The following is a 14168-nucleotide window of genomic DNA, read 5'->3' on the forward strand; positions in this document are numbered from 1 at the left end:
CCGGCCGCGTGGTCGTCGCCGGCGTCGCGCGGCGCGGGCACCGGGTCGGCCGCCTGGGTGGGCCAGGTCGTGGCGGGCTCGGCGTCCGGGTCAGAGCCACCCGGCCAGGTCGTGGCGGACTCCGCGGCAGGGGTGGCCGGCCAGGCCGACGTCGGCTCCGCGGCCGGGGCCGACCAGGTGGCGGGCGAGGGGTCGACCGGGTCGGGGTCCGGGTGGCCCTGCCAGGCCGACGCCGGCAGCTCGGCCGGGTCGGCCGGCTCGTCGAAGGAGTCCGCGGCGGCCAGCGTCTCGTCGTCGGGCGCCACGGCCGGGTGCACCGGCAGGCCGGCGGCCAGCGCGAGCGCGGAGACCAGCAGGGGCAGCGCGGCCAGCGACGTGGCGCCCTCGCCGAGGCCGAGCCGCAGGTCCAGCACCGGCTGGAGGCCGAGCACGTCGGCGCCGAGCTTGACGGCCGGGTCGTTGCCGTGGTCGGGCAGCAGGCACCAGTGCCGGGCCTGGCCGGCCAGGTCGCGGGTGACCAGGCCGGCGGCGACACCCACCGGCCCGTCGAGCAGCACCGGGACGCGTCGTGCGGCGGCGCCGAGGATCAGGCCGGTGGCCACCGCGATGTCACCACCGCCGACGTCGACCAGCACCTGCTTGGCGCTGCGGGCGCTGCGCCGCACGCGGTGCATGGCGTCGCGGACCGCCGCGCAGCGGATCATCCAGGCGTCGTCGTCGATCTCGGCACCGGGCACGACGACCCGGCCGAGGACGGCGGCGGGCTCTGCGCCGGTGGTCGCGGCCAGGACGGCCGCGGCGGCCGTCTCGGAGCCGCTGCCCAGGGCGCCCAGCACCAGCACGTCGACGCCGTCGTCCGAGGCCTCCTCGGCCAGCCGCCAGCCGTAGCGCAGCGCCGAGTCGACCTCTTCCAGCGTCAGGACCTCGCGCTCCTCCATGGCTGCGCAGGTGGGCGCGTCGACGACCTGGAGGGTGGCGCCCGCGGCGGCGGCCAGCCGGGCCACCGGGCCTTCGCCGGCCCGGGCCTGGTCGGCGCGCCGGCGGGACTCGCCGGGCAGCGTGCCGGCGGCGGCGCCACCGTTGTGGTCGCCGCGGATCAGCACCACGCGGGGCTTCCGCCACGGCTGTGGCGTGCCGCGGCCCTGGGTCGCGGCGGCGAACTCCACGACCCGCTGGAGGCCGCCGAAGCCGGCGCCGCCCAGGTCGAGGGTGCCGAGGCGCTCGCGGGCCAGCGGCGGCGTGTACTCGTCGGGCATCGGCAGGGACATGCCCTGCTGGATGACCAGCCCGGTGGCCAGCGCGGGCAGCGTCATGGTCGGCTGCGACCAGGCGGGCTGCCCGTCGGCGCCGGAGCCGTTGACCTCGGCCGCCGGGGTGGGCGTGGGAGTGAGCACGGCCGGCGAGGTCGCGGGCACGACCGGGCCGGCCGGTGCGGCGGCGGGCTCGGGCGAAGCCGGTGCGGCGGTCGGGGCGGCGGTCGGGGCAGCGGCGGCGGCCTGCTTGAGCCAGGCGACCTGACCGGCGACCACGAGCGCCACGGCGTCGGCCGCGTCGGCGACCGCCTGGTTCGTCGCGCCCAGCGCGTCGGTGTAGGCCCGCCCGACCGGGGTCAGCGGCACCAGGGACAGGCCGACCTCGGAGCTGACCAGGATCAGTCGCGCCTTGCTGTCGCGTACCGCCGTGGCCAGGTCGGTGATCGTCGCCACGTCGTCGGCCGGCTGCCGCTCCGGGTCGATCAGCCCCGTCACCCAGCCGCCGAGGTCGTCGACCAGCAGCGTCTCGCCGTCCTCGGCGCCGGAGATGATCTCCAGCAGGCGGGTCGGGTCGGCGCCGGTCTCCTCGGTCGGCCACGAGGCGGGCCGCCGCTCGCGGTGCGCGGTGACCCGGGCGTCCCAGTCGGGGTCGTCGGTGCCGTCGGCACGCGGGCCGGCGGGGGAGCCGGTCGCGACATAACGGACAGGGCCGCCCTCGCCGACCAAGGACTCAGCGAACTCTGACTTACCGGACCGGATCCCGCCGAGGACGAGAACGGAGCGCCAGCCGACTACGGACATGCCCCGTACCTTACGGGCGCGCGCTATGCCTCGGGGTAGCGGTGGTCGCCCGACTAGGCTGTGTGCTGTCCAGATCACGAGGGGAGTCGACACGATGCCGTGGAGCTGGCGGTACGAGGGAGCGGACGGCAAGCCGGTCACCGGTCCTGCCGAGACGTTCGGGAGCCAGGCCGATGCCGAGTCCTGGATCGGTCAGACCTGGCGCGACCTCGCCGGCGCCGGTGTGGCGACCGTCGCGCTCGCCGAGGACGACCGGGTCGAATACCGGATGCCGTTGGCACCGGCGGGCGAATGAGCGATTGGCGGCGGGGCGACCCGTTGGTGCTCGGCCTGCCCCGTGCGGCGTTCCGGCCGAGCGGCATCTTCCTGGCGCTGGTGGCGATCTTCGCGGTCAGCGGGTTCATGGCGTGGCACCAGGTCACCCCGCGCTTCGCGGTGTTCCTGTTCGTCATCTCGGGCTGGCTGGTCTCGCTGTGCCTGCACGAATACGCGCACGCCCTGGTCGCCTACCGCTCCGGTGACACCGACGTGGCCCACCGCGGCTACCTGACGCTCAACCCGCTCAAGTACAGCAACGTCCTGCTGTCGATCATCCTGCCGTTGCTGGTGGTGCTGCTCGGCGGCATCGGCCTGCCCGGCGGCGCGGTCTGGGTCGACCACGCGGCGATCCGGGGCCGGCTGCGCAAGTCTTTGATCAGCCTGTCCGGCCCGGCGGTCAACCTGGCCTTCACGCTGGTCCTGCTGATCCCGTTCGCGTTCGACCCGGACGTCTTCCTGCACTACGAGTTCTGGTCCGGCGTCGCGCTGCTGGCCTTCCTGCAGCTCACCGCGACCGTGCTCAACCTGCTTCCGGTGCCCGGGCTCGACGGCGGCAACGCCCTCACGCCGTGGCTCAAGCCGAACACCCAGCGGATGTACAACATCCTGGCGCCGTACGGCTTCATCCTGCTGTTCGTGCTGCTCTGGCAGCCGGAGATCAACCGCTACTTCTTCGACTTCGTGTTCTTCGTCGGCGACGGCCTCGGCCTGCCCGACCAGCTCTACGCGCTGGGCCGCGAGCTGATCCGGTTCTGGCAGCCCTCGTGACAGCGGCGCGGCCCGTGGTGGGCCGCGCCGCCGCGAGGGTCACGCGCGGATGTTGCGGGGCGACTCGGTCTTGGCCGGGTCGCGCTCGACCAGGCCGCCGAGCGCCTCGTCGATCTGCTTGAGGATGCCCTCCTCCAGCTTCACGCCGGCCGCCTTGACGTTGTCGTGCACCTGCTCGGGGCGGGTCGCGCCGACGATCGCCGACGCCACGTTGGGGTTCTGGAGCACCCACGCGACCGCGAGCTGGGCCATGGTCAGCCCGGCCTGCTCGGCCAGCGGCTTGAGCTTCTGCACCGCGGTCAGCACCTCGTCGGACATGAACCGGGAGATGAACCCGGCGCCCGACTTCTCGTCGGTCGCCCGCGAGCCGGCCGGCGGGGGCTGGCCGGGCAGGTACTTGCCGGTCAGCACGCCCTGGGCGATCGGCGACCAGACGATCTGGCTGATGCCGAGCTCCTCGGAGGTCGGCACGACCTCGGTCTCGATGACCCGCCAGAGCATCGAATATTGCGGCTGGTTGGAGACGAGCGGGATGCGCAGCTCACGGGCCAGCTCGTGGGCCGCCCGCAGCTCCTCCGCCCGCCACTCGGAGACGCCGATGTAGTGCGCCTTGCCGGAGTGCACGACGTCGGCGAACGCCGACATGGTCTCCTCCAGCGGCGTTCCGTAGTCGAACCGGTGCGCCTGGTAAAGGTCGACGTAGTCGGTCTGCAGTCGGCGCAGCGACCCGTCGATCGAGGCCATGATGTGCTTTCGCGACAGGCCGCGGTCGTTGTGTCCGGGGGTGGCGGTGTCGTCCGGCCCGGAGGGGACGGCCGGCCAGTACACCTTGGTGAAGATCTCGAGGCCCTCACGGCGCTGGCCCTTGAGGGCGCGGCCGAGCACGGCCTCGGCACGGGTGCCGGCGTACACGTCGGCGGTGTCGAACGTCGTGATGCCCGCGTCGAGTGCGGCACGGACGCAGGCGGCCGCGGCGTCCTCCTCGACCTGGGAGCCGTGGGTGATCCAGTTGCCGTACGAGATCGCGCTGACCTGAAGGCCCGATCGGCCTAGGTGACGGAATTCCATGTGGCACACATTAACCCCGCGCGAAGTTTGTAACCCACGCGGATGATCTTGTCCTAGAGAACGGGCTTGGTGTCCGCCAACAGCCGGTCGATCTCCTCGGTCACCGCGGCCCGGCTGCCGTGGACGATGTCGATCAGCGGCTCGCCGCGCCGGTCGAGTGCGCCCCACAGCCCTTGGCCGCCCCCGACCAGGAACGCGACCGGGTGGATGACCAGCGCCGGAAAGCGCGGCGGCACCAGCACGCGGCCGTTGCGGTCGACCACGCCCTTGCGCCCGCCGGAGTCCACGACCGCCAGTCCCTCGTCGGTGAAACCGTCCACATAGCGGCCATCGGTCAACGCGGTCGCGAACCCGGTGTACTGGGGTGGCAACACCGTGCGACCACCCTTGTCGATCGCTCCCCAGGCGCCCCGTTTGACCGCCGCGACACCGCCGCGGAACGGGCGTACGTCCTCGAAGCCGATGTTGATGACGACCTCGCCGGACTTCTCGATCGCCAGCCAGTTGCCCCGGCCGTTGTGCGAGACCCAGGCGAGCCCGTCGTGGAACGAGCCGACCCCGAGATAGCCCAGCGACGCGAAGAGGCGCACCTCGCCCGACTCGTCGATGAGCTCCCACGGCTCGGTCTCGGGCCGGCGCACCCAGGCGACACCCTCCCGGAACGGCTGCACCTCGGCGTAGCTCGGCGCGATCGCCCACTCACCGTCCGCGTCCACGTAGCCCCAGCTCTGCACCTTCTCGCTGAACCTGGGCTTGGGCGGCTTGTGGATCTGGAGGATCTCGTCCTCGTCGCGCGGATAGGGGCCGAGGCCGTTCGTCGCCACCTTGGCCAGCACCGCGTCGAGGGCCTGCTCGGTGCGGGCGATCAGCTCCGGATCGTCCACCTTGCGCAGGTCCAAGGCCTTCTCGAAGTGGTTGCAGGCTTCGATGTAGCGGCCCTGGTCGTAGCAGGAGCGGCCCGCGTGCTCGTGCATGGTCGCCCGCAGCCGGTCCGGCAGCTCGGGGGAGTTGGCCAGCGCGTTGAGCCGGTCCGCCTCCGCGTAGTCACCGCGCCACTGGAGCACGTGCGCGAGGCGGGCCTGCGCGATCGAGATCCGGCGCAGCTCGCCGGTCGCCTCGGCGTGCGCGAGGGCCAGCTTGCCGTCGGCGAGCGCCTTGCCGAGGTCGCCGAGGATCCGCGAGACGACCGCCCGAAGGCTGAGCAGTCTCGCCCGCGAGGCGTTGTCGGTCGCGGCGTCGACCTTGACGGTGAGCTGGTCGCGGATCGTCCGCAGCTCGTCGGGGTCCTCGACCAGCTCGCGCAGGGTCTCGTGGTGGAACCGCCACTGATAGGCCGCGAGCACCTGTTCCGGATCCTTCGGCTGGTCCGGCTCGGGCTCGTCGGCGGTGTCCTCGTCCTTGTCCGCGTCGGAGGTGACGACCGGATGCAGCATCGTCGGCGCCCGTAGGGCGGTCGCCGCGCCGGCCGCGGTGCCTTCCGGCACCGGCAGCACGGTATCCGCGGAAGCCTTCTGCTCGGCCTCCGGCGCGGTCTTCCCTTCCAGTTCGAGGATGGGTTCCGGGTCGGTTTCTGGTTCCGGTTCGCGGGTCGGTGCCGGGTCGGTCCTCGGTTCCAACTCGGGGGTCGGTGCCGGGTCCGCGGCTGCTTCCGGCTCTTCCGGGGATACGGGGGACGGTGCCGGACCGGTGTCCTCGGTCGTGCTGTCGTCCGGTGCTGAATCCGCCTCGCCCTCGCCGGACTCGGTGGTCTCGTCCGCCCTCGTGGTTGGCACCTCGTCGGCCTCTTCGGGGGCGTCCTCCACCGCGGCTGGTTCGTCCGTGCCCGCGTCCGCCCGGGTCGCCGTCTCGATGACGGTGCCGCCGTCCGCCGGCGCGGCGTCCGGGGGTTCCGCGGTCGGCTCGTCCACCGGGGCCGGGGTAGCCGGCGGGGCGGACACCGGTCGGGTTGCCTCCTGCAGGTCCAGCCGGAGGCCGTCGATGACGGGCGGCTTCGGCGCCTCGACCGGCGCGATGGCGTCGGGTTCGCTCTCTTCCGTCGCCGCGACCGGCTCGGGTCGAGTCTCTTCGGCCGGCTCCGCCGGTTCTGCCGTCGCTGTCGCCTCGACCGGCTCCGTCTGAGGGGTCGGGGCGGCCTCGATCGGCCCGGGCTCCGCGACCGGCTCGGCCTTCGCGACCGGCTCGGCCTTCGCGACCGGTTCGGGCTCTGCGACGGGTTCGGGCGCTGCGACGGGTTCGGGCTCTGCGACGGGTTCGGCCTTCGCGACGGGTTCGGGCTCTGCGACGGGTTCGGGCTCTGCGACTAGTTCGGCCTTCGCGACCGGCTCGGCCTCCGCGACGGGTTCGGCCTTCGCGACCGGCTCGGCCTCCGCGACTAGTTCGGCCTTCGCGACCGGCTCGGCCTCCGCGACGGGTTCGGGCTTTGCGATCGGTTCCGGCTCTGCGATCGGCTCGGTGGGGGTTGCCGGTTCGGCTTGGGCCGCCGCGAACCAGCCGCGGTCGCGGCGTGGCTCGGCCGGGGCCGGGGCCGGGGCCGGCTCCGGTGTCTCGTCCGTCGGTGCGGCGTGGAGCTCGGCGTCCGAGATCCGCCGCGGGTAGGCGGGTGCGGAGTCTCCCGTGCGCGGTGCCGGCACGCGGACGGACGCGGCGGCCTCGGCCGCCGGTGGCACCTCGGCCACCGGCAGCCCGACAACCGGCGTCTCCGCGACCGGCGCCTGGACCGGCACCTCGACCGGCGGCGGCACCTCGGCCACCGGGGCCGGCTCGGCGGCGGGCGGCTGCTCGGCGGGCCGGGACTCGCCGAACTCGGGCACGAACGGCGCCGGCGGCGCCACGAGCCACGGCTCGGGCGTGCCACCGTCGCGGTCGGACCGCGTCGGTGCCTCGCCCAGCCGCTCGGGCTGGCGCGGCGGGGGCGGCGACAGCGGCGCGGTCGGCAGGTCGTCGACCACCGGCGGACGCGGAGCGACGCGCTCGTCGTGACGGGCGGCGGGCCGCCGGTCGACCTGGGGATCGTGGGTGAACGGCGCCGGCTCGCGCAACGCGGCCGGGCGCTCGTCGCGACGCGGCGGCTCGGCGTGCGGCGGCACCGGCTCGCGCCGCGGCGGCGGCTCGTGCCGAGCGGCGGGCCGTTCGTCGCGGCGCCGCTCGTCGGGCTCGCGGAACGGCACGACGCGCTCGTCGCGCCCTGGCGCGTGCCGTGGCGGCGCCTGGTCGCGGTAGGCGGCGGGCCGCTCGTCGCGACGCGGACCGTCGGGCGCGTCCGAGTACGGCGGCGGTGGCGGCCCCGGTTGACGGAACGCGGCCGGGCGCTCGTCGCGGTACGGCCGGCGGTCCGGCTCGCCCCGACGGACGGGCTCGTCCGGGTAGGCGGGCGAGATCGGCTCGACCGGCCGGTCCCGGTAGCCCGGAGGCGGCCCACCGCGCCGCTCGTCCCAACCACCCGGGCGGTCGGCACGGCGCGGCCCGTCACGGTCGTCGAACGGCGGGCGCTCGTCGTAGGGGCGCCCGCGCCGGGTCTCGTCGTGCAGCGCCGCCGGCCGGTCCACCTGGCGCGGCGGACCCGCCGGGCGCCGGCCGGGCGGCCGCTCGTCCGGGAACTGCTCGTGCGGGTAGCCCGGCGACACCGGTCCCGCCGGCCCGCGCCGGCCGCCGTCGACCGGCGGCCGACCACCGCGGTCCCACGGCTCGGCTCCGCGCTCGTCGTGGAAGGCGGCCTCGCGTCCGGGTGGCGCACCACGCCGGCCCGGACGCCGGTCGTCCCGCTCCGGTCCGGCGGGCGACTGCGGTCGGCCGGCCCAGCCGGGTCCGGCGGGGGACTGGGGCCGGTCGGCCCAGCCGGGTCCGGCGGGGGACTGGGGCCGGTCGGCCCGGTCCGGTCCGTCCGGCGACTGCGGTCGCCCGGCCCACCCGGGGCCGGCGGGAGACTGCGGCCGGTCGGCCCATCCGGGAGCGGGAGCGCGGCGGTCGCCTCGCGGCGGGGCGAGCCGGTCGTCGTGCGCCGGGCCGCGCCCGCGCTCGTCGTGGAGGGCGGCCTCGCGCCCGGCGGGTGCGCCGCGCCGCGCCGGTGGGCCGTCGAGGTCGGCACCGCGGCCGCGCCGTCCGGCGCCGTCGACCGGTGAGATCGGATGCGGCGCACGAGGGTCCGGCATGTGCGGGTCGGTGGCGCTCGGGTCGGCCAGCCGCGGGTCCGCGTTGTAGCTCTCGGCGACCGGATCCGGCGCCGCACCGGCCCGGCCGCGCACCACGGCGCGCCCGGACGAGCGCCCGGAACGCTGCTGCGGCTGGTCGCCGGGGTAGCGCTCACCGGCGGAGGCCGCCCATTCGTCGGTGCGCTCACTCACCCACGACGGCTCGGCGGACGCGACCCGCCGGGGTCCGGGGCCGAACGCCTGGCCGGGCTGCTGTCCGGGGCCGTCGTCCCAGCCGGGTCCGCCGGGACCGGCTGGTACACCGGTCGGTTCCCAGCCGGGCGCCGGTGGGCGGTCCTTGGCCCAGGCCCACGGGTCGTTGGGGTCCTTGTATCCGCCGCCGGTGGAGCCGGTGTCGCTGCGGCCGAGCTCGCGGAGCCAGCCGTCCTCGTCGCCCCAGCCGCTGTCTAGTCGGTCGTCGTCGGCGCGCCGGTCGCGGTCGCGTCCCCGGCCGCCGTCGCGGCGCCGCCGATCTGCCCGTTCGTTGCTCATCCGGGCACGCCGATCCGCCGTTCGTTCCCCGCGCGCGAGCCGCTGGAGCGCGGTTCGCGTCGATCGTTCACGGCGGGTCACCTCGTCGGAATTTGTGTCGCGCGGCATCCGCCGGCACCCGATACTGTCATGCGGCCCGATACGGCGTATGTCGCGGATGGAGGGTAACGGCGTGGACTTGGTCACCGCCACTGTCCCCCGCCCGCGTTCTGCGAATGTCGCCAGCGATATCAGGACATTCTTGGCGCTAATGGGCGCGGGATTCCGCCGATACTCGACCTATCGGCAGGCAACCGTCGCGGGCGCGTTCACCAACACCGTTTTCGGCTTCCTGCGCTGCTACGTGCTGCTGGCCGTGGCGGCCGGCGCGGGCACGGCCACGGTCGCGGGCTACGACGCCGCCCGCCTCGCCACGTTCGTATGGTTCGGACAGGGTTTGCTGGCTGTCGTCCTGCTGTGGGGCTGGACCGAGCTCGCCGACCGGATCCGCACCGGCGACGTCGTCGCCGACCTGCTGCGCCCGGTCGACCCGGTGACCCGTTATCTGGCCACGGATCTGGGCCGGGCCGGTCACGCCCTGGTGACGCGACTCGTACCCCCGGTGCTCACCGGTCCGTTGTTCTTCCCGTTCTATGTCCCGCATCGCTGGACGACCGTGCCGCTGTTCGTGGTCTCCGTGCTGCTGGCCACCGTGCTCTGCTTCGGCTGCCGCTACCTGGTCAACGCCACCGGCTACTGGCTGCTCGACATCCGCGGGCCGATGATCCTGTGGGCGCTCGTCTCCGGCGTACTCGGTGGGCTCTATTTCCCGTTGCGCTTCCTGCCGGACGCTCTCGTCGTGCCGCTGTGGTTGCTCACGCCCCTGCCCAGCCTGTTCCAGACGCCGCTGGACGTGCTGGTCGAGATCGACCCGACGCCGCGCCAACTCTGGCTCGTGGCCCTGCAAGCCGGCTGGGTCGTGCTGGTGCTCGTGCTCTGCCGCGTGGTGCAACGCCGGGCCGAGCGCCGGTTGGTGGTGCAGGGTGGCTGAGCCCGGCGCCATGCGCGCCTACTGGGCACTGTTCCGCGGCCAGGCCCGCAGCCAGACCTCGTACCGGCTGTCCTTCGCCATCGACGTCGTCTCCAACGTCTGGGCCACGGTGCTCGACGTGTTCACGGTGTTCGTGCTGTTCGGCGTGACCCGCACGCTCGGCGGCCTCGACCTGCGCGAGGCGCTGGTGGTCACCGGCATGTCGGCGTGCGCGTTCGCGACGGGCGACATGCTGGTCGGCAACATCGAGCGGATCACCTTGTACGTGCGCACGGGCCGCTTCGACGCCGTGCTGGTGCGCCCGCTGCGGGCGCTGCCCCAGCTCGTGCTGATGGACCTGCCGCTGCACAAGCTGTCCCGGGCCGGCTTCGGTGCCACCGTCTACCTCGTCGCGCTCGGCGCGGCCGACATCACCTGGACGCCGGGCCGGGTGCTGCTGGCCGTCCTCGCCCCGGTCGGCGGCATCGTGTTCTTCGGCGCGGTCTTCGTCATCACCGCGTCGGTCGCGTTCTGGTGGACCGAGTCCGGCGAGTTCGGCAACGCCTTCACCTACGGAGGTCGGGACTTCACCAGCTATCCGGTCAGCGTCTACAGTGGATGGTTTCGGAACGCCTTCGCGTACGGGCTGGGATTCGCCTTCGTCTCCTACTACCCGGCGCTGGCGCTGCTGGGCAAGCGCGACCCGATCGGCCTGCCCGACTGGGTCGGCTGGGTCGCGCCGTTGGTCGCCCTGCCGGCCACCGCCGCGGCGGCGTTGATCTGGCGGGCCGGTCTGCGGCGCTACACGAGCACGGGGTCATGATGACGGTCATCGCGGCGCGCGGGTTGCGCAAGGAGTTCACGGTCCGGGTCAAGGTCGGGCGGCTGCGGCGCGACCGCCGCACGGTGGCCGCGGTCGACGGCGTCGACCTCGCGATCGAGCGGGGCGAGATGGTCGGCTACATCGGCCCCAACGGCGCCGGCAAGTCGACCACGCTCAAGATGCTCACGGGCGTGCTGACCCCCACGGCCGGCGACGTCAGCGTCTGCGGGCTCTCGCCGGTGCGGCAGCGTACGCGGCTCGCCCGCCGGATCGGTGTGGTCTTCGGCCAGCGCAGCCAGCTCTGGTGGGATCTGCCCCTGCGCGAGTCGTTCGACCTGCTGCGCCACATCTACCGGGTGCCGCCGGCCGAGCACGCCGCCCGGCTGTTCCGTTGCCGTTCGCTGCTCGACCTCGACGCGTTCGTAGACACCCCGGTCCGCCAGCTCTCGCTGGGCCAGCGGATGCGCGGCGAGTTGACCGCGGCGTTGCTGCACGGTCCCGAGGTGCTCTTCCTGGACGAGCCGACGATCGGGCTCGACGTGGTCAGCAAGCAGGCGGTCCGCGGCTTCCTGGCGGAGCTCGGCGCGACCGGCGACGTGACGCTGATGCTGACCACCCACGACCTGGCCGACATCGAGAAGCTGTGCCGGCGGCTGCTGGTCATCGACCACGGCCGGGTGGTGCACGACGGCACGATCGAGGCGCTGCACGCGCGCTACGGCTCGCGCCGCCGGGTGGTGGTCGAGCTCGAGTCGCCTTCGTCGCCGCCTGAGGTGCCGGGCGCGACGCTGAGCGCGGTCAGTCCACTGCGTTTCGAGTACGACCTGACCGGTGCGACCGCCGGTGAGCTGTTGGTCCGGTTGGCCGGCCTGGCGATCCGTGACGTGTCCATCGTGGAGCCCGACATCGAGGACGTGGTGGCTCGGCTCTACACCGGTGTGCCGGTCACGGATGCTCCATGACGAGCACGGCGAAGGTGCCCGGTTCGATCGCCTCGTACGTGTGCGGGACGTCTCCGGCGAAGGTCGCGTAGTCGCCGGGGTCGAGGTCGACGGTCTCGCCGGCCGGCCCGGTGCGCAGGCGGCCCGCGGCCACCACGATGTGCTCGACACTGCGGGGGGTGTGCGCCTCGGCGTGGCGCACGGCGCCGGGCTCGATCGTCATGACGTAGATGTCCCGGCGTGCCGCGCGCGACCCGGCGGCGACCAGGGTGCCCGTGTAGTCGAGCTGGTCCGACTTGATCCGCGGCCCGTCGCCGGCCCGGATCACCCGCAGCGCGGGCGCGGGCGGCTCGACGAGCCGGCTGAACGGCACGTCGAGGGCGACGCCGAGGGACCAGAGGGTCTCGACGCTCGGGTTGCCGACGCCGCTCTCGAGCTGGGAGAGCGTCGACTTGGCGATGCCGGCGCGGCGGGCCAGCTCGGTCAGCGAGATCCCGGCCCGCTCCCGCTCGTGCCGCAAAGCCGCGGCGATGGTGGCGGCGATGGTCGGCTGGGTCACTGTTCGCTCCATCGGTCTACTTGTTCGCCTTGACGAACGCTACCCCGTGCGGGCACGATCGGTAACCATGACTGTCGGGTCCATCCTTGGCGATCGCTCCCTGGTACGCGACGTCGGGGCGCTGGGCCTGGCGGTGTTCGCGGTGAGCATCTCGTTCGGCGCGATCGCGGTGGCGGCGGGGATTCGCCCGGGGCTGACCATCCTGATGTCGCTGGTGGTCTTCGCCGGCGGCTCGCAGTTCCTGGCGGTCGGCCTGATCGCGGCCGGCAACCCGTTCGCGGCGATCTTCGCGGGCCTCCTGCTCAACGCCCGCCACCTCCCGTTCGGCCTGGCGATCGGCGAGGTGATCGGCACCCGCTGGTGGCAACGCCTGGTCGGCGCCCACCTGCTGATCGACGAGTCGGTCGCGTTCGCCCTGGCCCAACCGGACCCCGCCCGCCGGCGCCGCGCCTATTGGGCGACGGGCTGCACGCTCTTCGTCCTGTGGAACATCGGTGCGGCGCTGGGTGTCCTGCTCGGCAACGTGGGCGACCCGTCCCGCCTCGGCCTCGACGCGGCGTTCCCGGCGGGCCTGTTCGCACTGCTGCTGCCGACGCTACGGGACCCGACGATCCGGTTGGTCGCGTTGACAGGGGCGTTGGTCGCCCTGATCACCACCCCGATCCTGCCCGCCGGCCTGCCGGTCCTCCTGGCCCTGACAGGCCTGCTCATGGTGGCGTTGCGGCGCCGTACCCGGTCGGAGAAATCGTCATGATCCTCGCGGTGATCGTCGGCCTGGCGATCGGCACCTACGCGTTCCGGCTGGCCGGTGTCATCCTGCGCGAGCGGGTCGCGCTGCCCGACCGCGTCCAGGTCCTGCTCCCGATGGCCGCGGCCGCCCTGCTCGCGGCTCTGGCCGCAACGGCGACCTTCTACGACTCAGGCGTCTTCGCGGGCGTGGCAAGACCCACCGGCGTCGCCGTAGGCGCCGTTCTGGCCTGGCGTCGGGCCCCGTTCGTCGTCGTGGTGGTCGCGGCCGCCGCCACAGCCGCGTTGCTCCGCCTCGCCGGCGTCGCCTGATGCGACGGCGGCGGCCACGGCCACCCTGCGCCGGGCCTGATGCCATGTCCCCGGCCAAGGCCGCCCTGCGCCGCTTGGCCGGCTTCGCCTGATGCGACGGCGGCGGGCATGGCCGCCCGGGTGGCTTCGGCTGACGCCAGGGGGAGGCCACGGCCGCCCTGCCCGCTGGCCGGCTTCGACTGCTGCCGTGACGGCAGCCAGGCCGGCCTGGCTGCCGTCGACTGATACGGAAAAGGCCCCTCGAACGAGGGGCCTTACCGCACAACGGAGAGATTTAGACCTTTTCGCCCAGTTTCACCGCCGGGCCGGGGACGCGCATGCGGCGGAAGGTGAGCGACCGCATGATCGCGTACATGTAGAGCGACCCCATCCGCTGCTCGGTCTTGGGATACCGCTCCTGCACCAGTCGCTTGATCTTGCGGGCGATCAGGACCGCGTCGACGATCACGGCGAGCAGTAGGACGCCCCAGAGCGACGTGGCGACCGTCCGGACAAGATCGGGCATGGCGCCGTTCGAGCCGATCAGCACGATCAGCGCGCCGCCGAAGAAGTAGGTGCCTGCCGTGCGGCGGGAGTCGACCACGTTGCGGGCGAGTTGGCGCTCCGGGCCGCGGTCGCGCGGGCCGCCCTCGCGGCGGTATTCGGCGGCGGCCTCCTGGCGCAGCGTGCGCTTGCGCTCCTTGGCCTCTTCCTTGGTCAGCGCCTTGGCGTTGCCGGCCGGCTGGCGCCCCGCGTTCGGGCGCTTCGGGGTCTCCCGGCCCTTGGCGGGCGTGTAGCCCTTGGGACGGGCGGACTCCAGCGTCTCGGGAGCCTCAGGGGTCTCCTCGACCACATCGGATGACTTGCGGCGAAACAGCGACTGCACGGGATGCCCTTCTGCGGCGCGGCGC

11 protein-coding genes and 1 pseudogene are annotated in these 14168 nt (G+C 73.8%); 7 read left to right on the forward strand and 5 right to left on the reverse strand.

Annotation, left to right across the window (positions count from 1 at the left end; translation table 11 throughout):
- Positions 1–290 precede the first annotated feature (290 nt).
- Positions 291–2054: pseudogene (locus tag AB0J88_RS31430) on the reverse strand (bifunctional adenosylcobinamide kinase/adenosylcobinamide-phosphate guanylyltransferase); the annotation flags it as partial.
- Between the two features lie 94 nt (positions 2055–2148).
- On the opposite strand from AB0J88_RS31430, the gene AB0J88_RS31435 reads away from it, so the two are divergent.
- Together AB0J88_RS31435 and AB0J88_RS31440 are read left to right on the forward strand one after the other, a co-directional pair.
- Positions 2149–2349: a hypothetical protein gene (locus tag AB0J88_RS31435; RefSeq protein ID WP_089251232.1), complete on the forward strand. Its 201-nt coding sequence runs from the start codon at positions 2149–2151 to the stop codon at positions 2347–2349.
- Complete coding sequence (locus AB0J88_RS31440) at positions 2346–3140, forward strand: site-2 protease family protein (protein WP_364348276.1); 795 nt, start codon at positions 2346–2348, stop codon at positions 3138–3140. The genes AB0J88_RS31435 and AB0J88_RS31440 overlap by 4 nt, the downstream gene beginning before the upstream one ends.
- 39 nt (positions 3141–3179) lie before the next feature.
- Here AB0J88_RS31440 and AB0J88_RS31445 read toward each other — a convergent pair whose 3' ends face one another.
- Both AB0J88_RS31445 and AB0J88_RS31450 read right to left on the reverse strand, forming a co-directional pair.
- A complete protein-coding gene (locus AB0J88_RS31445; RefSeq protein ID WP_364348279.1) occupies positions 3180–4208 on the reverse strand; it encodes an aldo/keto reductase family protein in 1029 nt (342 codons plus the stop codon).
- A 53-nt stretch (positions 4209–4261) separates the two neighbouring features.
- Complete coding sequence (locus AB0J88_RS31450) at positions 4262–8887, reverse strand: WG repeat-containing protein (protein ID WP_364348282.1); 4626 nt, start codon at positions 8885–8887, stop codon at positions 4262–4264.
- Positions 8888–9137: 250 nt separating this feature from the next.
- Here AB0J88_RS31450 and AB0J88_RS31455 point away from each other — a divergent pair, with 250 nt between their 5' ends.
- The 3 genes from AB0J88_RS31455 to AB0J88_RS31465 are packed head-to-tail and all read left to right on the forward strand — an operon-like array spanning position 9138 to position 11681.
- Positions 9138–9917, forward strand: a complete 780-nt coding sequence (locus AB0J88_RS31455; RefSeq protein WP_364348285.1) for an ABC-2 family transporter protein — start codon at positions 9138–9140, stop codon at positions 9915–9917.
- Positions 9918–9927: 10 nt separating this feature from the next.
- Positions 9928–10719, forward strand: a complete 792-nt coding sequence (locus tag AB0J88_RS31460) for an ABC-2 family transporter protein (protein WP_364349358.1) — start codon at positions 9928–9930, stop codon at positions 10717–10719.
- Positions 10719–11681, forward strand: coding sequence for an ATP-binding cassette domain-containing protein (locus AB0J88_RS31465; RefSeq protein WP_364349361.1), 963 nt, complete (start codon positions 10719–10721; stop codon positions 11679–11681). The genes AB0J88_RS31460 and AB0J88_RS31465 overlap by 1 nt, the downstream gene beginning before the upstream one ends.
- Here the strand turns inward: AB0J88_RS31465 and AB0J88_RS31470 are convergent.
- The gene (locus AB0J88_RS31470; RefSeq protein WP_364348288.1) at positions 11665–12231 is read right to left on the reverse strand and encodes an XRE family transcriptional regulator; all 567 of its coding nucleotides are present in this window, start codon (positions 12229–12231) and stop codon (positions 11665–11667) included. The two genes, AB0J88_RS31465 and AB0J88_RS31470, sit on opposite strands and share 17 nt — an antisense overlap.
- A gap of 55 nt (positions 12232–12286) precedes the next feature.
- On the opposite strand from AB0J88_RS31470, the gene AB0J88_RS31475 reads away from it, so the two are divergent.
- On the forward strand, positions 12287–12973 hold the full coding sequence (locus tag AB0J88_RS31475) for an AzlC family ABC transporter permease (RefSeq protein WP_364348291.1): 687 nt from the start codon (positions 12287–12289) through the stop codon (positions 12971–12973).
- Positions 12970–13278, forward strand: a complete 309-nt coding sequence (locus tag AB0J88_RS31480) for an AzlD domain-containing protein (RefSeq protein ID WP_364348294.1) — start codon at positions 12970–12972, stop codon at positions 13276–13278. The genes AB0J88_RS31475 and AB0J88_RS31480 overlap by 4 nt, the downstream gene beginning before the upstream one ends.
- Before the next feature lie 274 nt (positions 13279–13552).
- Here AB0J88_RS31480 and AB0J88_RS31485 read toward each other — a convergent pair whose 3' ends face one another.
- Positions 13553–14143, reverse strand: a complete 591-nt coding sequence (locus AB0J88_RS31485) for a DUF3043 domain-containing protein (RefSeq protein WP_364348297.1) — start codon at positions 14141–14143, stop codon at positions 13553–13555.
- Between the last annotated feature and the right edge of the window lie 25 nt (positions 14144–14168).

Origin of the sequence: Asanoa sp. NPDC049475 (assembly GCF_040676915.1) — a bacterium.
Taxonomy (GTDB): domain Bacteria; phylum Actinomycetota; class Actinomycetes; order Mycobacteriales; family Micromonosporaceae; genus Asanoa.